The 17,644-nt window shown below is 62.8% G+C and carries 20 protein-coding genes; 10 read left to right on the top strand and 10 right to left on the bottom strand.

The window, feature by feature from the left end:
* Positions 1-77 precede the first annotated feature (77 nt).
* The 3 genes from B5F39_RS04840 to B5F39_RS04830 are packed head-to-tail and all read right to left on the bottom strand — an operon-like array spanning position 78 to position 3,497.
* On the bottom strand, positions 78-1,244 hold the full coding sequence (locus B5F39_RS04840; RefSeq protein WP_087364534.1) for an aminotransferase class V-fold PLP-dependent enzyme: 1,167 nt from the start codon (positions 1,242-1,244) through the stop codon (positions 78-80).
* A 6-nt stretch (positions 1,245-1,250) separates the two neighbouring features.
* Positions 1,251-1,832: a sulfurtransferase-like selenium metabolism protein YedF gene (gene yedF, locus B5F39_RS04835; protein WP_087364532.1), complete on the bottom strand. Its 582-nt coding sequence runs from the start codon at positions 1,830-1,832 to the stop codon at positions 1,251-1,253.
* Positions 1,833-1,835: 3 nt separating this feature from the next.
* Positions 1,836-3,497 (bottom strand): HD domain-containing phosphohydrolase, encoded by a 1,662-nt coding sequence (locus tag B5F39_RS04830; RefSeq protein WP_087364530.1) that lies wholly within the window; start codon positions 3,495-3,497, stop codon positions 1,836-1,838.
* Between the two features lie 196 nt (positions 3,498-3,693).
* On the opposite strand from B5F39_RS04830, the gene B5F39_RS04825 reads away from it, so the two are divergent.
* From B5F39_RS04825 to B5F39_RS04810, 4 genes are read left to right on the top strand one after another with little or no spacing between them, the layout of a single operon-like run.
* On the top strand, positions 3,694-4,527 hold the full coding sequence (locus B5F39_RS04825) for a ThiF family adenylyltransferase (protein ID WP_239391108.1): 834 nt from the start codon (positions 3,694-3,696) through the stop codon (positions 4,525-4,527).
* Positions 4,524-5,522 (top strand): membrane dipeptidase, encoded by a 999-nt coding sequence (locus B5F39_RS04820; protein ID WP_087364528.1) that lies wholly within the window; start codon positions 4,524-4,526, stop codon positions 5,520-5,522. The genes B5F39_RS04825 and B5F39_RS04820 overlap by 4 nt, the downstream gene beginning before the upstream one ends.
* Before the next feature lie 5 nt (positions 5,523-5,527).
* Positions 5,528-5,797 (top strand): hypothetical protein, encoded by a 270-nt coding sequence (locus tag B5F39_RS04815; RefSeq protein ID WP_143330656.1) that lies wholly within the window; start codon positions 5,528-5,530, stop codon positions 5,795-5,797.
* 32 nt (positions 5,798-5,829) lie between these two features.
* The gene (locus B5F39_RS04810) at positions 5,830-7,173 is read left to right on the top strand and encodes a nucleoside recognition domain-containing protein (protein WP_143330655.1); all 1,344 of its coding nucleotides are present in this window, start codon (positions 5,830-5,832) and stop codon (positions 7,171-7,173) included.
* 19 nt (positions 7,174-7,192) lie between these two features.
* Here the strand turns inward: B5F39_RS04810 and B5F39_RS04805 are convergent, their stop codons facing one another.
* The 3 genes from B5F39_RS04805 to B5F39_RS04795 are packed head-to-tail and all read right to left on the bottom strand — an operon-like array spanning position 7,193 to position 9,235.
* Positions 7,193-7,771, bottom strand: coding sequence for an SMI1/KNR4 family protein (locus tag B5F39_RS04805; protein WP_087364524.1), 579 nt, complete (start codon positions 7,769-7,771; stop codon positions 7,193-7,195).
* A 14-nt stretch (positions 7,772-7,785) separates the two neighbouring features.
* On the bottom strand, positions 7,786-8,280 hold the full coding sequence (locus B5F39_RS04800; protein WP_087364522.1) for a YbaK/EbsC family protein: 495 nt from the start codon (positions 8,278-8,280) through the stop codon (positions 7,786-7,788).
* Positions 8,281-8,287: 7 nt separating this feature from the next.
* On the bottom strand, positions 8,288-9,235 hold the full coding sequence (locus B5F39_RS04795) for a lytic transglycosylase domain-containing protein (protein ID WP_158095936.1): 948 nt from the start codon (positions 9,233-9,235) through the stop codon (positions 8,288-8,290).
* 104 nt (positions 9,236-9,339) lie between these two features.
* On the opposite strand from B5F39_RS04795, the gene B5F39_RS04790 reads away from it, so the two are divergent.
* The 6 genes from B5F39_RS04790 (at position 9,340) to B5F39_RS04765 (ending at position 14,380) form a co-directional block, all read left to right on the top strand.
* Positions 9,340-10,233 (top strand): triphosphoribosyl-dephospho-CoA synthase, encoded by an 894-nt coding sequence (locus B5F39_RS04790; protein ID WP_087364519.1) that lies wholly within the window; start codon positions 9,340-9,342, stop codon positions 10,231-10,233.
* 60 nt (positions 10,234-10,293) lie between these two features.
* Entirely contained in the window at positions 10,294-10,662 is a 369-nt protein-coding gene (locus B5F39_RS04785) for a helix-turn-helix transcriptional regulator (protein WP_087364517.1), read from the top strand.
* Positions 10,643-11,110: an ImmA/IrrE family metallo-endopeptidase gene (locus B5F39_RS04780; protein ID WP_087364515.1), complete on the top strand. Its 468-nt coding sequence runs from the start codon at positions 10,643-10,645 to the stop codon at positions 11,108-11,110. The genes B5F39_RS04785 and B5F39_RS04780 overlap by 20 nt, the downstream gene beginning before the upstream one ends.
* Positions 11,104-12,048: a radical SAM protein gene (locus B5F39_RS04775; protein WP_158095935.1), complete on the top strand. Its 945-nt coding sequence runs from the start codon at positions 11,104-11,106 to the stop codon at positions 12,046-12,048. Before B5F39_RS04780 ends, B5F39_RS04775 begins: the two co-directional genes overlap by 7 nt.
* Before the next feature lie 38 nt (positions 12,049-12,086).
* The gene (locus B5F39_RS04770; protein WP_158095934.1) at positions 12,087-13,247 is read left to right on the top strand and encodes an NADH:flavin oxidoreductase; all 1,161 of its coding nucleotides are present in this window, start codon (positions 12,087-12,089) and stop codon (positions 13,245-13,247) included.
* A gap of 266 nt (positions 13,248-13,513) precedes the next feature.
* Positions 13,514-14,380 carry a MurR/RpiR family transcriptional regulator gene (locus tag B5F39_RS04765; protein WP_087364509.1) on the top strand — a complete coding sequence of 289 codons (867 nt, stop codon included), beginning with the start codon at positions 13,514-13,516 and terminating at the stop codon, positions 14,378-14,380.
* A 93-nt stretch (positions 14,381-14,473) separates the two neighbouring features.
* Here the strand turns inward: B5F39_RS04765 and B5F39_RS04760 are convergent, their stop codons facing one another.
* Genes B5F39_RS04760 through B5F39_RS04745 form a run of 4 tightly spaced genes read right to left on the bottom strand, consistent with a single transcriptional unit; the run spans position 14,474 to position 17,616 of the window.
* Entirely contained in the window at positions 14,474-15,277 is an 804-nt protein-coding gene (locus B5F39_RS04760) for a hypothetical protein (protein ID WP_087364506.1), read from the bottom strand.
* Positions 15,259-15,759, bottom strand: a complete 501-nt coding sequence (gene folK, locus B5F39_RS04755) for a 2-amino-4-hydroxy-6-hydroxymethyldihydropteridine diphosphokinase (protein ID WP_087364504.1) — start codon at positions 15,757-15,759, stop codon at positions 15,259-15,261. The genes B5F39_RS04760 and folK overlap by 19 nt, the downstream gene beginning before the upstream one ends.
* Positions 15,752-16,969, bottom strand: coding sequence for a dihydropteroate synthase (gene folP, locus B5F39_RS04750; RefSeq protein ID WP_087364503.1), 1,218 nt, complete (start codon positions 16,967-16,969; stop codon positions 15,752-15,754). Before folP ends, folK begins: the two co-directional genes overlap by 8 nt.
* Entirely contained in the window at positions 16,969-17,616 is a 648-nt protein-coding gene (locus B5F39_RS04745) for a histidine phosphatase family protein (RefSeq protein ID WP_087364501.1), read from the bottom strand. Before B5F39_RS04745 ends, folP begins: the two co-directional genes overlap by 1 nt.
* Positions 17,617-17,644 lie beyond the last annotated feature (28 nt).

Below are 17,644 nucleotides of genomic sequence, written 5' to 3'. Positions count from 1 at the left end.
AATCTCAAAAACGCCGTGCGCTTTCAGGCGGCCGCGCGTAAATACGACGAAGCCCCCGCGCCGCGGGGGCTTCTGTATCACTTCTGGGCGAGGGCCCGTATCGACTCTATCGTGTAGTCGATTTCGTCCTCCGTCGTGTAATAGCCCGGAGAGAGCCTCAGCGCCCCCTCTGGGAACGTCCCCAGCGTCCTGTGCGCGAACGGCGAACAGTGCAGCCCCGGGCGTCCCTCTATGCCGTAGTTCATGCTCAGGTCGTTGGCGAACTCGCCGTTGTCCTTCCCGTCGATGTTGAAGGAATACACCGGAAGGCGCGGCGCTTCTCCGCCGGTCGAGCCGAGCAGGCGCAGGCCGTCTATCGAGAGCAGCCCTTCTTCGAGCCGCCGTCCGAGCTCTTCCTCGCGCGTCCTTATCGCGTCGACGCCGGTCGCCTCTATCCAGCCGAGCGCCGCGTCGAGCCCCGCGAATCCAGGAAGGTTCATCGTCCCGGCCTCGAACTTGTCCGGCATGATGAGCGGCTGCGTCTCCTCGTGGGAAAGGCTTCCCGTGCCTCCGACTATGAACGGGGCGCATGCTTCCGCGAACTCCGGCTTCCAGACGATGCCGCCCGTGCCCTGCGGGCCGAAGAGCCCCTTGTGTCCCGTGAAGCAGAGCGCAGCGAGGCCGAGCTCCGAGACGTTTAACGGAAGCACGCCCGCAGTCTGCGCGCAGTCGACGACGAGCGGGATGCCGCGCTTTGAGCAGATTTCCGCTATCTCGGCTATCGGCTGTACCGAGCCCGAGACGTTGCTGCAGTGGGTGACGACGGCGAGGTCGGTATGCTCGAGCGCCGCCTCGGAAAATTTTTTCGGGTCGACGTAGCCGCGCAGGCTGGCCTGGATGACCTCGACAGTCGCGCCGTTCTTCTGCGCCTCGCGCAGCGGGCGCACGACGGAGTTGTGCTCCATCGAGGTCGTAACGACGCGCATCCCGCTCTTGACGAAGCCCTTTATGACTACGTTGAGCGAGTGTGTCACGTTCATGGTGAGCGTCACGTATTTCGGATTTCCCTTCGCGTAGCCGCCGAAGAGCTTCGCCGCCTTGGCGCGCGCGGTGAAAAGGATGTCGAGGCTCTTTATGTCACGTTCGGACGCCGAACCGCGCGAGGCGTTCGCCCCGTCGCGCGTCATGAAGTCGTACACGGCCTCCGCGACTGCCGGAGGCTTGGGCCACGTGGTGGCCGCGTTGTTCATGTAGACTTTTCTCATGACGGTTTAGCCGTGGACTATCGCTTTGTCTGCGTTCATCAGAGAGCCGGCGATCTCGAACATGTTGGAGATCACGCCGACTTTTATCTGGTCGGTGACGCCGAAGTGGTTCGTGCAGGTGCCGCAGACGAGTATCTTCGTGCCGCGCTTTTCGATTTCCTGGAGCGTTTCGAGCGTGGACGACTCAGGAAGCGCGAGCTTGATGCCTTCGTTCATCAGGGCTATCGACGCGGGAGGCGTGTCGGACTGCGCTATCGTGCCGAGGTACGCCTTGATGAGCACCTCGCCGAGTCCGTCGGACTCCGCGCCGAGCTTGTCCGAGGCGAAGAGTATCGCCGTCGTCTTAGCGCCGGAGGCTTTCTCCGCGGCCTTGCCGCTCTTTATTCCCGTGATGTAGAAGCACTTGCCGTCCGGACCGTCCTCACGCTGCGCAGTGTAGCCGGCGTTTTCGAAGAAGCGCGTCACGTTGCCGACAGCGACCTCGTTGTCCACGCAGACGCGCACGGCCTCAGTCCCCTTGTCCGTCTCTGCCTTCGTCAGAAGCACAGGCTTCGGACACTCCAGCTTTCTCGCATCAATTTCAACCATTTCCTACAAACTCTCCTTTTTCATGTACTCTATGAATTTCTCGACAAGCTGGGGATCAAGACGAGTCCCAGCCATAGAGCGAAGTCTTTCCGCGACCTCCCGCGCGTCGGGAATGCGGCGTCCTGGCCACGGGCGCGTCATCTCGTTCCACGCGTCGACCACGGCGTATATCCTCGCCTGATAGGGTATCGCGCCGGCCGAGATGCCCTGCGGGAAGCCCGTGCCGTCCCAGTTCTCGTTCCACGAGTACGGGATGCCGGAGGCGGGGCGCAGAAGCTCTATCGATTCCATCATGTCGCGCGACTTGACGGGGTATCTGTCGTACTCGCGGCGTTCGGTCTGCGTCAGCGGCGTCGTCTTGGTGCGGATGGAGAAGGGCAGCGCCAGCATCCCTATGCGGCTGAACAGCGAGCCGAGGTAGACGTATAGAAGTTCCTCGTCGAGCACTCCCAGTTCTTTGGCGAAGCCGCTCGCCGTCTTCGCGGCGCGCGGTATCGCGGAGCGGAATTTCGCGTCGCCTGGCGTGAAGGACGAGGCTATCTCCTCGAGAGTCTTCACGCACAAGTCGTTGCCCGCGTCGGCGAAGCGCTTGTAGACGTCTATCGTTATGTCGTCGATGCGCTCCTTTTCGCCCTCCTTGAACGAGAAGAAGGCCATGAAGTCGTTCAGAGTTCGCTGTATGCTCGATATCTCGTCACGCTTTTTGCGGTCTATCGTGATGCGGCGTATCTCTCGCGACTCGTCGCGTATGCCGGCTATCTCCTGCTGCAGGCGTTTGAGCCTCCACGTGAGCTGCTCGTTGAGGTAGAGCCCGGAGAGCAGCACTATGGCGACGGCCGCGACCGCGAGGTAGAGGAAGAGGCGCTGAAGCTGCCTGTCGGCCTCCGTAATGTCCACTTTCGGCATTATGCCCGTTATCCAGAAAGCCGGCGCTCCCTTGAAGTCCTTGACGAGCACGCGCCCCGCTATGTAGCTGTCCTTGCGTCCTCCCTCGATCACGATGCCTGGGAGGTCGCCCTTGATTTCGGATTCTTTGACCGGCTCTATCGCGAAGGAGAAGTTTATTCCGTGTGTGAGGCGCTGTACCATCTTCGGCGAGAGGGCCATCGTGGCGATGAGGTATCCTGCCCCTTCGCCGCTCATGTCGGAGCGCCGTATGTGCATGACGGAGAAGAGTATCGGCCTGTTGCCGTTTTTCATGACGATGCCGCAGAAGCCGCCGTCGGGAAGGCTCTCAAATATTTTGCTGCTGTCGTCGGAGCTGAATATCGCGTTGAATTCGCTCTGCGGGGTGGATGCGTCGTCCGGCGCGCTGAAGTCGCGGAAGAGCACGACGTCTAAGTTCTTGTCGAGGTATATCATCGACGAAATTCCGATCTCGGTGAGCACGTCCCTGTTGAGGTAGACCGACGGGTACTCGGGATATTTGCCGTTCACGAAGTCCCACGTCTTGTCCGAGTAGGCCCAGTTGCCGGCGATCGCCGACAGCATACGTTCCTCTCCCTTGACGCTCATGACGGTGCGCGACAGCTCGCGCGTCAATCGTTCGCGGTCGGCCTCGCCCGCCGAAGTGATCAGGAAGTTGGTGAACATCACGTCGAGCAGCAGAAGCGCCGAAAGCATAACTACTCCCAGGAATATTTGGATCTTTACTTTGATAGACATCTGAACTCCTCCGAGGCGGACAAGAATATTTTTCGCGATTTTACGTCCTGTCAATATTGTAGCAGAATTTTACAAAAAATTAAGATGTAAAGACAATGAAGTGCCGTAAGAGGACAAATGAATGTATAATGAAAGGGAAAAGCGCGCATTGCGCTTGATTATGTTTTTTGAAATATCGTCGCGGAGGTGACGTCCGGTGGATTTGGAGGACGCCGTTGAAATTATGAAGGCCGGGGCGCCGGAGAGCGGCGGCGTAAAGGCCGTGCCGCTCCGGCTCTGCCGCGAGGCGGCGGAACGCTGCGGCATTTCGCCGCGCGAAGCCGAGGCGGCGGCGCTGCGCGCCGGGCTCTGTCCGTCGCGGTACGAGCGCAGCGTCGGGACGCTCGGACTAGACGGACAGGCTAGGCTGCTTGAGTCGTGCGCCGCGGTCGCTGGATGCGGCGGCCTCGGCGGATGGATAATAGAGATACTCGCGCGCGCGGGGGTGGGCAAGCTGATTCTCATAGACGGCGACCGCTTCGGCGAGAGCAATCTGAACAGGCAGCTTTACGCCTCGGAGGACAACATCGGCGAGTTTAAGGCCGAGGCGGCGGCGCGGCGCGTCAGGCGCGTGAACTCGGCGGTCGAGGCCGCGGCGCTGAATATTTTCCTGAACGAGGAAAACTGCGAGTCCGCGCTCGCGGGCGCGGACGTCGTAATCGACGCGCTCGACGGCAACGAGGCACGCGGCGTCGTATTCCGCGCATGCGCAGGGCTCGGCGTCCCGTTCGTCCACGGCGCTATAGGCGGCTTCTGCGGAGAGACCGCAGTGCTGCGCGCGGGAGACACGCCGCCGTGGGAGCTCTTCGGCGCGGGAGACAAGGGAAGCGAGACGGAGACGGGGAATCCTCCTTTCACTCCGCCGTTCATAGCCTCGGCGCAGGCCGCCGCGGCGATAAAAATTTTGGCGCGCGCGGGGGATACGCCGGAAAAGACGCTTTTTTGGTTCGACCTTTCGCGCTGCGCGATGCAGAGGCTGAAGCTTAAATGACAGAGACCGCGAAACCAGATATAGTTCTCGACGCTCATTCCGATATACTGCTCGACGTGCTCGCCCTCCGGCGGCGCGGAGAAAAGTCAGTGCTTGAGGAACGTTTTCTCCCGGGGCTGCGCTCCGCCGGTATAAACGCCGTAGTCTGCTCGCTCTTCATCCCGGACGAGTACGTGCCGGAGGGCTCCCTTCGCATGGCGCTCGACCAGATAGCGGCGCTGAAGCGCGACCTCGAGGAGTCTCCGTCGTTCCGTCTGTGCCGCGGCGCCGGCGACTGCTATTCCGCAGCCGCCGGGGGACGCGTCGCTCTTTTTCTCTCGCTTGAGGGAGCGGAGCCCGTCGGGCGAGACATACTGCTTCTTGATATTTTTTATTCTCTCGGCGTGCGCCTGCTCGGACTTGCGTGGTCGCGCCGCAACTACGCCTGCGACGGGATTTCTTTCGAGGACGCGCCTCCGTACGCGCGCGAGGGAGGGCTGACGCCGTTCGGGCGCGAGCTTGTGCGCAGGGCCGCGCGCCTCGGCATGGTTGTAGACGTAAGCCACCTGAACGACGCCGGCTTTTTCGAGGCCGCCAGACTTATCGGCGGCCCGTTCATCGCGTCGCACTCCGACTGCCGCGCTCTGACCCCTTCGCCGCGCAACCTGACGGACGAGCAGCTTGGAATTCTCGCCGGCGCCGGAGGCGTCGCAGGCATGAACGCTTACGGCCCGTTCTGTGAGACGAAGGAGCACGGGCGCACGGCGGAATCGCTGCTCGCGCATCTCGCGCACGCCGTCGGTAATTTCGGATACGAACACGCCGGCATAGGCTTCGACCTCTGCGACTGCGTGGAGTCGCTGCGCGGCCCTTGCCCGGAGCCGAAAGATATTTTCGCCGGGCACGCCGACGCGGCGCGCTTCGTCGAGGCTGTCCGCGCGCGTTACCCGCGTGAACAGGCAGCGGCGATTTTAGGCGGGAACTTCATGCGAGTATTTGAAACGGCGATGAGGTGACGCCGGTGGAAAATTTTGAATATCCGATGGTCGTATACGAGGACGTGGAGAACGGCGAAAGGGTCTGGCGCGGCAATTTTCCCGGGCTTCACGGCTGCTGGCTTGAAGCGGCCTCGAAGGAGGAGGTGCTGCGCCTCGCTCCGTCGGTGCTCTGGGAATACGCATCAGCCTGTTTCGAGACCGGCTGGACCCCGCCGCACGCTCCGCCGGTGCGCTGGCTTGAAGAGTCAGGCGCCGGCGAGGTGTGCGTTGTGAGGGCTAAGAAACCGCTGTGAAAAGGCCGCCCGAAGTTCGTCCGTCGGCTCTGATGAAATTCGCCGTACCGTCGTTCATCGGCGCCGCGGTGTTTCTCGTGCCCTTTTCCCTCCACGGCGAAGTCAACACGCTGCTTGGACATATCAAGGAGGCCGCGCTGTCTCTGCTCGATGGGCGCGGGCCGCAGACGGCGGCCGCGATATCCGCAGCCGCGGCCGTTCTCGCAGTCGCGGCGAAATTTTTCCGCCCGGCTTGGATTTTGCGCGACGAGATACTGCACGAGAATCTCACCGGCGGCGCTCTGTGGTTCTGGGCGCGCGTCGCGGCGCTGCCTATAGCTCTGTGCGCTCTGCCGGGCGCGGCGGAGCTTGTGGAGCCCGGCGGATTGGCGTCCGCGTTCGCGGAGAACGCCGCGTTTATAGCTGGAAGCATAGTGTCTAGGCTAGCGGCCCTCTCCGTCGTCCTCGGCCTTCTCTCGCCGCTTGTGATGGACTTCGGCCTCGTCCAGTTCATAGCCGTATACGCCGGCCCCGTCATGCGTCCGCTCTTTCTCGTGCCCGGGCGCGCCGCCGTAGACTGCGTCGCCTCGTGGCTCGGCAGCAGCTCGATGGCCGTAGTATTCACAGCGAAGATGTACGACGCCGGCTATTATACGGGACGCGAGGCCGCGTCGATCGTCTGCGGCTTCTCGCTCGCCGGGATATACAACATATACGCCGTCGCGGAACTCATGGACATATCATACGCCATGCCTCAGATACTGCTCGTCTCGTATTCTTCGATGATCCTGCTCGCGGCGCTGATGCCGAGGATAGCGCCTCTTTCGTCCGTGCCCGACGAATATGCGCGCGGCCGTTCGTTATACGCGGCTCGCCGCGGCGACGGGCGGCGCGGTATGTCCGCGCTGCGCTGGGCGGTTTTCCGGGGCACGGCTCAGGCGCGCCGCATGACGCTCTCGTCATATATGCGCGAGAGCCGTTATATTATGTTTTCGCTGCTTTTCGGCACCGTTCCTCTGATGATGACTTTCGGCACGCTTCTGCTGCTCGCTGCGGAATTTACGCCGGCTGCTTCGGCCCTCGCCGTCCCGTTCGCGGCCCTGCTCGACGCGCTCGGCGCGCTTGAAAGCAGGCTCGCCGCCGAGTCCGTCGTATTCGCCTTCGTCGATCAGTATCTCGCGGCCGCCGCAGGCCACGCGCTGCTGACCGAGGCGGACAGGTTCGCCTGCGTCTGCCTTTCGGTCGTCGGCCTCGTCAATCTTACTGAGGTCGGCCTGCACGTATGGCACTCGAATATTCCTCTGAAACTCTGGCAGATGGCGGTCGTCTACGCGATAAGGGTAGGCGTATCGGCCCTGCTGATCGTCCCCGCCGCGCGGTTCTTCTTCCCGCTCTGAGGCTGCTTCCGCCTGTTTTCTAAATCTCGCCGCCCGCTATCCCGTCGAGAAATGCGATGAAGTTTTCGGCGACGGGCATCATCTCTGCCTCGATTGCGCCGCGTCCGGCGTTTTCGTCGAGCGAGAAAAGTATCTCGTGGTCTATCTCGAAGACGCCGCATTTCTCCTCGTCCGGCATATTCGACAAATCGACGCAGCGGATGTATCCGCCCTCCTCGTCCCACGCGACGGGCAGATAGCCGGCCGCGACGAGAGTCGGGTTCCACGCCTCCCTCATGCCCTCGAAGTGCGCGAAAGTCGGGTTTCGTCCGACGGGCGGTTCGAAGCAGTGGTGATAGGTGGTGAGGAAGGCCCTGACGCAGAGCGGCAGCTTCGTCCCTATTTCGTCCTCGAAGGCGGCTATCTCCTCGCCGCTTATCGACGCGGGGACGAGCTTCCATTTCTTCCATTCTTCGTCCTCTTCCGCGCCGTCGGCCCACATCTCGCGCCCTTCGTCTCCGAACGGGAGCATGACGCCGGCGCCGCTTCCCTCCGAATAACTGGCGTACAGACGCTCGAAAAATTCTTTCATATAAGCGCGGTATTCTGCGCAGTCCATTTGTCTTTTCCTCTTTAGTCTTTCTTTATGTCGCTCTTTTCGCCGCCGGTTATGCGCAGCAGCTCCTCTGGCGCGACCGGAAAGAAGGCGTGATCTGTGCCTGCGGCTGCCCACACTGTCTGATAGTTGAAGAGGTCTTCGTCGAGCAGCGTGCGCGGCTGTTCCGGATAGCCGACCGGCGGCACGCCTCCGGGGCGGAAGCCGGACCATTCTTCGCACTCCTCGCCTCCTGCGAACGAGACGTGCGAAGCGCCGAGCGCCTTTTTGACTTTTTTCGCGTCGACCTTGTTGACGCCGGACATCAGCGCCAGCGCGTAGTATTTTCCGTGGTTCACTCGCAGCAGTATGCTTTTGAGTATCTCTTCTTCAGGCGCTCCGACCGCGGCCGAAGCGTCGGAGACTGTGAATATCGTCGCCTCCGTATGTTTTATCTGAGAATCGCAGCGCGCTTCTTCAAGAAACGCGCGCACAGCCTCCACCGGGTCGAAATTTCCTTCAGCACGCGCCATAGCGCGATCACTCCATCCTTGCTGGATTTTCCCGTTTGCCCGCGAACTCCGCGCCTATCGACGGCGGCAGCAGCGCCCACGCGAAGAAAGAGCGTCTTCCCTGCTTGGCTCCCTTTCCGCCGTAGTCGTAGATTTCTATGTTTTCGAGCACTGAGCGCACGTATTCGCGCGTCTGCGGGTACGGTATATCCTCTATCCATTCCACCCAGTCGGCGGCCTCGTCCGCCCTCCAGCGTGAAACGGCGGAGGCGCCGGCGTTGTAGGCCGCGACCGCGAGCGGCAGCCTGCGGCTGAATTTCGCGCTGAGATAGGCGAAGTGCGCCGCTCCGAGCATCACGTTCTGCTCCGGCACGTAGGGGGAGAGAGTTTCATCGTTGAGCCGCGCGGCGGCCTCGCGCGCCGTCGGCGGCATGAGCTGCATGAGGCCGACGGCTCCGCGCGCGCTCACGGCGCCGGGCTTGAATTTGCTCTCGCGCTTCATTATGCCGAAAAGCACGTTTTCGCGCACGCCAGTCCTCGACGCCGCGGCCTCTGCTTCGGCGGCCCAGCGGCGCGCCGCCGCGGCGCGCGACTTCGCGTCGTTCACCGCGCGCGTGAGCTTCGGGTATTTGCCCTCGTAAGCGAGGACGAAAGAATAAAAGTCGAGCGGCTTGCGCAGCGCGAGCAGCGCGGCCGTACGGGCCGCCTCTCCGTCGCGCCCGAGCCTTTCGAGCGCGCGTATCTTCCAGTAATATAGGCGCGCCGGGCGTATCGCGAACGGCTGGGCCCACGCGCCGCGCGACCACGCCTCGAGCGCGGCCTCGCAGTCCCCGTTCTTCCACGCCGCGCGCCCCTCGTTCCAGCATGACGCCGAGACGAGGCAGACCGCTTCTCCGAAGGCCGCCGCGCACAGCGCGATAAGGCACAGCGCGGCGAAGCGGCGGAAAAATATAGCCGTCTTGCCCCGTTCGGCCATTTGCGCTATTTTAGTGGCGGCGTACTTCGCCGCGGAGGGAATAAGATGCATCGAGCGGCTCCTTACAATCAAGATAATATAAGAAAGTATCCGCCAGAAGGACGATGAAGTCAAGCGGCGCGGAATTTCTCGCAATCGCGGCCTACGAGGCCTCCGTGCGCGAGGTCATGACTTCTCCGAAGCCTGGGCTCGTGGACGCGGAGGGCAGCGGATGCCACGACGACATGGACTGCGCGCTTTTTCTGAAAAGCGCGCGCGCCATAGCGCCCTTCTGGATACGTCAGGCGCGCGCCGGCCTAAGCGGCGCGCCGCCGGAGCGCGCGATGGAGCTGCTGCGTCCGGCCGGCGCGGAAATGGAGCGCGCGATGCTCGAGGCTGCCGGCGGGGTGAATACTCACAAGGGGCTTATCTACCTTATGTCTCTGCTCGTCTACGGGGCCGGCTTCGCCATATTTTCCGGCGCGCCGCTCAGCGCAGAGACGGCGGCGAGGTTCGCGGCGCTCGCAGTGCGCGGCTCGGTCGAGCGCGAGCTCGGCGTCCTGCGCGGCGCATCGCAGCGGCGCGCTCTCACGAACGGCGAGCGGCTGTATCTCGAGCACGGAGTCACGGGGGTGCGCGGCGAGGCCGAGCGCGGCTTTCCGTCGGCAATATGCGCCGGCCTTCCCGCTCTGCGCCGCGCGCTCGGCGGCGGCGCGAGCTTCAACGACGCTGGACTTGCGGCCCTTCTTGAGATGATGCTCGTGTGCGAGGACAGCAACGTCATACACCGCGCGGGTTTCGATTACTGGCGCGGCGGGTATATGGAGCTCGTCCGCCGCGCGCGCGCCGCATTCCGCGCTCCGTCGTGGGACCGCGCGCCGCTTTACGAGCTGGAACGCAGATTTATGGAACGCCGCGTAAGCCCCGGCGGCGCCGCCGACCTTCTGAGCTGCGTATATTTCCTGCATAGTATCTCTGACGCTCGTACTCTCTCCGTTGTCAACAAACGGACTATATAGTATTATGTTGATATATAGTAATGCTTTTTCGCAAGATTCTATGAAAAGGAGACTATAAGTATGAGTCTTGGCAACAGGATCAAATCGCTGCGCAAAGCGCAGCATTTAACTCAGCAGAAGCTCGCGGACAAAGTCGAGGTCAGCCGCATCTATGTGCAGGCGCTCGAGAGCAACCGCAGGCTTCCGTCCATGAAGCTGCTCCAGAGGCTGGCTCCGGCCCTCAACGTCGAGGTCGCCGACCTCCTTCAGGACTTCTCCTCGCCGGACAAGCCCGGGCGCGTCCAGCTTGAGTCCATGCTCGACGACGGAGAGCTCGAGATATGGTATCGCAGCAAGAAGCTTTCGGAGAAGGAGCTGCGACGCGTCTACAGAGTGATCGAGGCGGCGCTCGACGATTGGGACGAGAAGGATGCTTCCGAAGACAAGTAGGGAAGAAGAAGTTGAAGACCTGCTCGAGGAGCAGTATCCGGAGCCGCCCGCGCGCCTGCCGGAATGGGCGGTGAGCGAGGCCGCGGAGTGGCGTCTCCTCGACGATTTCGACATACTCGCGAAGGCGGAGGAACGCACTGGGCTCTCTCTCGACATAAAGCGCGTCGCGCTGCCCTCCGGCGTGTGGGGGATACATCTGGTGCGCGGCGAACGCGGACGCATCTTCATCAACTCGATGCTGCCGCTGCTGTGGCGGCGCTTCGCGCTCTTTCACGAGCTCTACCATCTGCTGTATCACACGAAAGGCGCGCGCTTCTGGTCGCGCAGCTTCGTCTCTATGGAGAGCTTTGAAAACCGCGCCGACACCTTCGCCTGGGCCGCGCTCTGGCCCGAATGGGAGGAGGGGCAGTACCGCGACTGGGACGGTGAGGAGTCTTGGCCTTGCTGAAAAAATTTCCGTTCTTCCTGCCTCTCGCCGGCTGCCGCGGTCAGTGCGTCTACTGCGACCAGCGCGTCATAACCGGCGTGCGCGCCGTGCCCTCGCCCGATGACGTGCGCGCCGCGCTGAGCGGCCTTGCCGAGCCGCGCGAGATATGCTATTTCGGCGGCTCCTTCTGCCGCTTTCCGCCCGAGAGGGTGAAGGAATACCTCGACTGCGTGACGATGTACGCGCCCGCCGGGAGCGCCGTGCGCTTCTCGACCTACCCCGGCGACCTGCGCGACGGCGCGCTGCGCGGGCTGATAAAGCAATATCCGGTTTCGCGCATAGAGCTCGGCATACCGACGCTCGACCCCGCCGTGCTCGCCGCCTGCCGCCGCGAGGCCGACCCTGAAAAAATATTCGAGGACATACGGCTGCTCATGGCCGACGGACTGCCGGTAGGCGTGCAGATGATGATAGGGCTGCCGGGACAGGGACGCGAAAGCAGCCTCTCCGACCTTCGCCGCCTCGCAGCGCTCAAGGGCGCGGACTCTTGGGAGCTGCGCCTTTATCCGTGTCTCGTCCTCGAGGGGACGGAGCTCTGCCGCCTCTACAGGAGCGGCGAGTACCGCCCGCTTTCTGTCGAGGAGGCGGCGCTATGGGGCGGCGAGTTTATCGACGAAGCCCTCGAATACGGCTTCGTGCCGATAAGGATAGGGCTTCAGGAGACGGAGTCGCTCGCCTCGGACGTCGCCGCGGGGCCGCACCATCCGGCGCTAGGCGAGCTGATACTCGCCGAGGCTTCGGCGCGCCGTCTCACACGCGAGAACCCCGGAGGACCGTGGAACGTTCCGCGCCGCGAAATCTCGCGCTTTACGGGCCACGGACGCTTCGGAATAAAGCGCCTAGCCGCCCACGCCGGCATCGTCGAGGAAGAGGCCGCAGGGCTGCTCCGCTTCGTATGATATCCGCGCGCCGCCGGCGCGCCGAAAGGAACATAGACATGTCCGCAACATCGGAGAGAGAAAAGATACAAAGACTGTTCAAAAGCTTTCAGCATGGAAAATTTTCGGCCCGCAACCGCTTCGTCCGCGCCGCCGCGTGGCTCGGCTGCTGCGACGGCGAGAGCGGCGCTCTGACGCCCTCCGCCGTCTCGCGAGCCGCCGAGGCAGCCGCCGGAGGAGCGGGGACCGTCGTATCCGAGTTCGCCTACGTAAGCCGCGAAGGACGGGCCGCGACGCGCCAGTGGGGGCTCGACGGAGAGCGCGGAGCGGAGGAAGTCCGCCGTCTCGCGCAGGCCGTCCACGCGCACGGCTCGAGGCTCATAGTCCAGATCTGCCACGCCGGCGGACTGCTCTCGTCCGCCTTCGCCGAAGGCGCTGGCGTCTCGCCGAGCGGCGTGACGATGCCGGGATGCGATACGGGCAGCCGCGCGATGACAAGGGACGACATAGAGCGCGTGCTCGGCGAGTTTGCGGCCGCGGCGCTGCGCGCGAAGGAGGGCGGCGCGGACGGCGTTGAAATACACGGCGCGCACGGCTTCCTCGTAACACAGTTCCTCTCGCCGCTCTTCAACAAAAGAACAGACGAATACGGAGGAAGCGCCGAAAATCGCGCGCGTTTTCTTCGTGAACTATGCGCCGGCGTCCGTGCGGCTGTCGGCGGCGATTTCCGGCTGTGGGTGAAGCTCAGCGTCAACGAAGGTATGGACGGGGGCTACGGCCCCGACGACGGGACGCTCGCTGCGCTCGCGGCGCTGGCCTCGGGCGCGGACGCAGTTGAAGTTTCGTCCGGCGCGGACTACACGCCGGCGGCGCATAGACCGTCGGTCGTCGGCGTATCCGCCGGAGAGTCAGAGGCTCCATTCGCGCCGTACGCTCGCATGATAAGGGAACGCGCGCCGGAGGACGCCGTCGTCATACTGACCGGCGGCCTGCGTTCGCTTCCGGTCATAGCCGGCCTGCTCGACGAGGGCGCGGCCGACATGTTCGGCCTCTGCCGCCCGTTCATAGCGGAGCCGGATCTGGTAAACCGCTGGGCCGAGGACGACGCGCGCCCCTCAGCCTGCGTCTCGTGCAACGCCTGCCTCAAGACGGCCGCGCGCGGCCCTGTGAGCTGCCCCGTCATGCGCGACAGGGAAGAGGGAGAATGGGCGCCGCTTTGATCAGCGCGTGAAAAACTCCGCCGGGCCGCGGCAGGCGCCGTGCAGCCCGGCGGCGGCCGCGGCCTCGCTTTTCCGCCGCGTTTTGTTCGAGTAGTGCATAGATATATTATTCTCCCCGAATATACGGCTCTAATTGGTGAACCTGCATAAATTAAATTAGACTTGTGTTGACAAATGGAAAGATAGAAATTAAACTAACCTCAGTAAATTCTACATAAGTTTAGGAAAGCACACGCAGCAGAGAAAAATTTAAGGAGTGTAGGTAGATGGACAGTACTCAGTTACAGAACCTTTTAATGGAGAAAGCGCATACGATGCCGAACAAGGCGCGGCGTGTCGCGGAGTATCTCCTCGCCAACATGAGAGAAGCCTCATTCCGTTCAATAGGCGACATCGCCGACGAGCTCAAGGTGTCGAAGGCGCAGCTTGTACGCGTCGCGCAGATGCTGGGGTTTTCGGGCTACGCCGAGCTTAAGGCCTGCCTGCAGAAAACGATACTCGAACAGATCAATCCAGCCGCGCTTCTCGCGCGCGCCGTCAGCTCCAACGACTCGTTTCCAGACAGCATATTCAAGGCCGAGCACGCGAACCTCGACGACACGATGGCGCAGCTCGTCCCGGCCGACATAGACAAGTTCTGCGAGATAATCAAAAGCGCCAGCAACGTCTACTGCGTCGGCTGGGGCATCTCGTCGCTCGTGATGGAGCTTATGCAGATACGCCTCACCGTCATGGGCTGCCGCGCGCTGCTCTGCCGCCGCGGCGGGCTCTCGCTCTGGGAGCAGGTCCGCAGCGTCCGCGAGGGGGACGCCGTAGTCGTATGCGAGCTTCCGAGCTACGCGGTCGAGGTAACGGAATCGGTCGAGATCGCGCACAGGAACGGCGCTCGCGTCATAACGATGACGGACAGCGCCGCCGCCCCGGTCTGCCGTTTCGCGGAGCTGCAGATAAACGTCTCGGCGAACAGCCCGACCTTCGGCAGCAGCATCATCGGGCCGATATTCCTCACGCACGTCCTGACGTCGTCGCTCGCGGTCTCTCTCGGCGACGAGGCCAAGAAGTCGTTCGACGAGCAGGCGCAGTTCCTCCACGACGAGAGGATCTTCCATCCCATCTTCGGGCTGAAATATTAAACGCCCGGTCTTCTGGGAAACTGAACGAAAATAAAAAGGGGCCGTAAGGCCCCTTTCGTCTTTTTACGCCTTTCGCTTCGCGCTTCCGCCGCGCTATTTCTTCCAGCTCAGAGTCCCTATGCGTTCTATCTGCAGGTTGAGCAGAGTGTCGGCCTGCGGGGCCTTGCCGTCCGCGAGACGGTTGAACTCCGTCAGCATCCGGACGTAGGCGAGACGCTTCGGCGGCGAACTCTCGCCGTGCATTCCGGCGCGCAGCAGTACCGCCAGCTGTTGGTAGACGGACGGCACCGGGACGAACGTCAGCCCCTCGGGCGTCAGCATCATCGTATAGACGAAGGAGTAGCTGTCCGTGCCGCCGAACTGCTTCTCGAGCGTCCTGTAGAGCGGGGCTTCCGGCGATATGTAGAGGCTTGTGCCCTTCGGCACCTCTATCTTCGCGGGCAGCGCGTGCCACCTGGTATAACGGAACGGAGTCGTCGCGATATACACGCGCGGCGCCCATGTAGTCATCCCTATCCACAGGTGCAGCCCCTCGCCCTTCACGTTCATGAAGGAGAGCCGCCAGAGCAGGTCGTCCCTGTTGTCCTGGTCGACGCGGGAGATTACGGGGTCGCTCGAAACGAACGACAGCCCCTCGAGCTGCTCGAGCCGCCGCGCGCCGGCGGGCGTGCGCAGCCACGCGTCGGTAACGGCGCCTTCGTTCTGCTCCAGCACCAGAGTTATCGGAAAAGCCGGAAGCTCCAGCATACGTATACTTATCTCGCGCCCCTCGCCCTCGGGCGACGGCGCGAGGCAGAGGACGAGCGCCATCACCGCCGCAACGGCCGGGATCAGCAGCATCCCGAGATTTTTCCCGCCGCGCCCGCCGGCCGCGCGTTTTATATTTCCGAAATCCATACCATATTTTCCAGCTCGGCCTTCGGAAGCTCCGAAAGCATCTCCGACACGGTCTTGTGCGAGACCGGGTGCTCCTCGTCGGGAGCTATCTCGGAGAGCGGCTTAAGCACGAAGCCTCTCTCGTGCATATACGGATGCGGGATCGTCAGCTTTTGGTCGTTCATCACGAGCGAGCCGAAGAATATTATGTCGATGTCTATCTCGCGAGGTCCCCAGTGCGAGCTCTCACGGCGTCCGAGGTCGGCCTCGGCGTTCTTAAGCAGACGCAGCAGCGCGAACGGGTCCAAGTCCGTGCGCGCCGATGCGCACATATTTAGGAACGCCGGCTGGTCGGTCTCGCCCCACGGGGCGGTCTCCCACACGCGGCTTTTGCTCTCGATGCGGACGCCGTGCTCCTCGAGATATTTCAGCGCGGCCTTGAGATGCTCCAGCCTGTTGCCGAGGTTTGAACCGAACGCGAGAAAAATCCTTTTATCAGACATATTCAGCCCCTCTTATAGCTTCGGTCATCATCAGCGCGTCCTTGTTCTCGCGCACGTCGTGGACTCTTATTATGTCTGCGCCCTGCCAGCAGCAGACGGACGTGACGGCGAGAGTCCCATACAGCCTGTCACCCGCGTCTGCGCGTCCCGTCGCCTTTCCTACCGTTCCTTTGCGCGAGGCGCCGACGAGCACCGGATAGCCGAGGGCTTTCAGGCTTTCGCAGTGGCGCAGGAGGAAAAGGTTCTGCGCGTGGTCCTTGGCGAACCCTATCCCCGGGTCAATTATAATACTTTCGCGTGCGACGCCGAGAGAAACGGCCTTCTCCGCCGCCTCGTCGAGGAAGGAGCAGACCTCGGACATGAGATTGTCGTAGCGGCACATCGTCTGCATGTCAGACGGAGTGCCGCGCATGTGCATCAGCACGAGCATAGCCTTGTGGCGCGCGGCGGCCTCAGCGACGCCGTTGTCGAACTGGAGGCCGGACACGTCGTTTATGATGTCCGCGCCGTTTTCGAGAGCGGCCCCGGCGACGGATGCGCGCGTCGTGTCGATGGAAAGCGGCATTCGCGGAAGCTCGCGCCGTATCGCGGCGACCGCCGCCGCCATTCTTTCGCGCTCCTGCTCCTCAGGGACGCGCGGCGCGCCGGGGCGCGTAGATTCCGCTCCGAGGTCGAGTATGTCGGCTCCGTCCTCCGCCATCTTCACCGCCCTCGCGGCGGCCTTTTCCGCGTCGCCGTAGCAGCGGCTCCCCTCGAAGAACGAGTCGTCGGTCAGGTTTATTATGCCCATCAGCAGAGTGCGCTCGCCGAATGTCAGCTCCGCGCCGCAGGGCAGAGCCGCGCGCCTCGGCGCACGCTTCGCCGTCAGCCGGCGTATCTCCGCAGCGAGGCCGCGGAGATCCCACCACGGCATTTCGTCGAGCTTGTCGGCGATATGTCCCAGCTGCTTCGCGGAGCCGAAGATTATCACGTCGCCGCGCTCGACGCCGCATGTTATGACCTGCGCGTGGACTGCCGCGTCGCAGCCGCGCGCGAGCGCCTCCTGCTTGATTATCGAGGCGGCCGGCGACGGCACGTCCCTGACGTATAGCTGAAGCGTTTCGCGCCGCGCTTCGAAAAAGCGCAGAGATGCCTCGCTGCCCCCGAGGCGCAGGACCGCCTCTGCGAGTTCTTTCTCGCCTGTGAACTTTATAAGGTGAGCCTTCATCATTAGTCGAATTCCTGAATTATAGGAAGGCCTTTCAGATGTTCCGTGAAGTTGAGGCCCATCAGGCAGTAGCCGTGAAGGCTGTCGAAGGTCAGGACGCTGTACGACGCCGTGTCCACGTGCAGCCGCCAGTAGCTCGGACGCTGCACGCCGATGGCCCCCGCCATCAGCGGCTTCAGCACTCCGCGGTGCGCGATCAGCGCGATGTTCGCGCCGCGGTGCTCCTCTATGACCTTATTGAGCTCGGCCAGCGCGCGGTCGCGCACCTGGTCGAGAGTCTCGCCGCCCTCGATGACGAGCTCCTCCGGCTGGTTGAGCCACGTCTGCCATTTCTCAGGCTCCTCGACGGCGAGCTCCGCCTTCAGGCGGTTCTCCCACGGCCCCAGATGTATGTTGCAGAACCCCTCACGCGCCTCGTAGGACAGCCCGAGCGTCTCGCCTAGTATCGCCGCCGTCGCGGTCGCGCGCGACAGCGGGCTCGTATAAATATAGTCGATGTGCTTGTCCTTCATAGCTTCGGCGAGCGCGTGCGCCTGGCGCACGCCGTTCTCGTTCAGCGGGAAATCCACGCATCCGCGTATGCGGTTCTCCTTGTTGCCCGCGCACTCGCCGTGGCGGATCAGATATACGGTCGTCTTGTCCTTTTCCATTTCCGTCTAAAACTCCAGTCGCCGGCTT

Source organism: Cloacibacillus sp. An23 (genome assembly GCF_002159945.1).
Taxonomy (GTDB): domain Bacteria; phylum Synergistota; class Synergistia; order Synergistales; family Synergistaceae; genus Caccocola.
Note: the sequence above shows the minus strand (reverse complement) of the source record. Positions and strands in the feature narration are given on the sequence as shown.

Excerpts from the sequence above, each read along its gene's own strand:
- B5F39_RS04840 (WP_087364534.1), bottom strand. The coding sequence starts at position 1,244 with ATGAGAAAAGTCTACATGAACAACGCGGCCACCACGTGGCCCAAGCCT.
- yedF (WP_087364532.1), bottom strand. The coding sequence starts at position 1,832 with ATGGTTGAAATTGATGCGAGAAAGCTGGAGTGTCCGAAGCCTGTGCTT.
- B5F39_RS04830 (WP_087364530.1), bottom strand. The coding sequence starts at position 3,497 with ATGTCTATCAAAGTAAAGATCCAAATATTCCTGGGAGTAGTTATGCTT.
- B5F39_RS04820 (WP_087364528.1), top strand. The coding sequence starts at position 4,524 with ATGACAGAGACCGCGAAACCAGATATAGTTCTCGACGCTCATTCCGAT.
- B5F39_RS04810 (WP_143330655.1), top strand. The coding sequence starts at position 5,830 with ATGAAATTCGCCGTACCGTCGTTCATCGGCGCCGCGGTGTTTCTCGTG.
- B5F39_RS04805 (WP_087364524.1), bottom strand. The coding sequence starts at position 7,771 with ATGGACTGCGCAGAATACCGCGCTTATATGAAAGAATTTTTCGAGCGT.
- B5F39_RS04800 (WP_087364522.1), bottom strand. The coding sequence starts at position 8,280 with ATGGCGCGTGCTGAAGGAAATTTCGACCCGGTGGAGGCTGTGCGCGCG.
- B5F39_RS04795 (WP_158095936.1), bottom strand. The coding sequence starts at position 9,235 with ATGGCCGAACGGGGCAAGACGGCTATATTTTTCCGCCGCTTCGCCGCG.
- B5F39_RS04790 (WP_087364519.1), top strand. The coding sequence starts at position 9,340 with ATGAAGTCAAGCGGCGCGGAATTTCTCGCAATCGCGGCCTACGAGGCC.
- B5F39_RS04785 (WP_087364517.1), top strand. The coding sequence starts at position 10,294 with ATGAGTCTTGGCAACAGGATCAAATCGCTGCGCAAAGCGCAGCATTTA.
- B5F39_RS04780 (WP_087364515.1), top strand. The coding sequence starts at position 10,643 with ATGCTTCCGAAGACAAGTAGGGAAGAAGAAGTTGAAGACCTGCTCGAG.
- B5F39_RS04770 (WP_158095934.1), top strand. The coding sequence starts at position 12,087 with ATGTCCGCAACATCGGAGAGAGAAAAGATACAAAGACTGTTCAAAAGC.
- B5F39_RS04765 (WP_087364509.1), top strand. The coding sequence starts at position 13,514 with ATGGACAGTACTCAGTTACAGAACCTTTTAATGGAGAAAGCGCATACG.
- B5F39_RS04760 (WP_087364506.1), bottom strand. The coding sequence starts at position 15,277 with ATGGATTTCGGAAATATAAAACGCGCGGCCGGCGGGCGCGGCGGGAAA.
- folK (WP_087364504.1), bottom strand. The coding sequence starts at position 15,759 with ATGTCTGATAAAAGGATTTTTCTCGCGTTCGGTTCAAACCTCGGCAAC.
- folP (WP_087364503.1), bottom strand. The coding sequence starts at position 16,969 with ATGATGAAGGCTCACCTTATAAAGTTCACAGGCGAGAAAGAACTCGCA.
- B5F39_RS04745 (WP_087364501.1), bottom strand. The coding sequence starts at position 17,616 with ATGGAAAAGGACAAGACGACCGTATATCTGATCCGCCACGGCGAGTGC.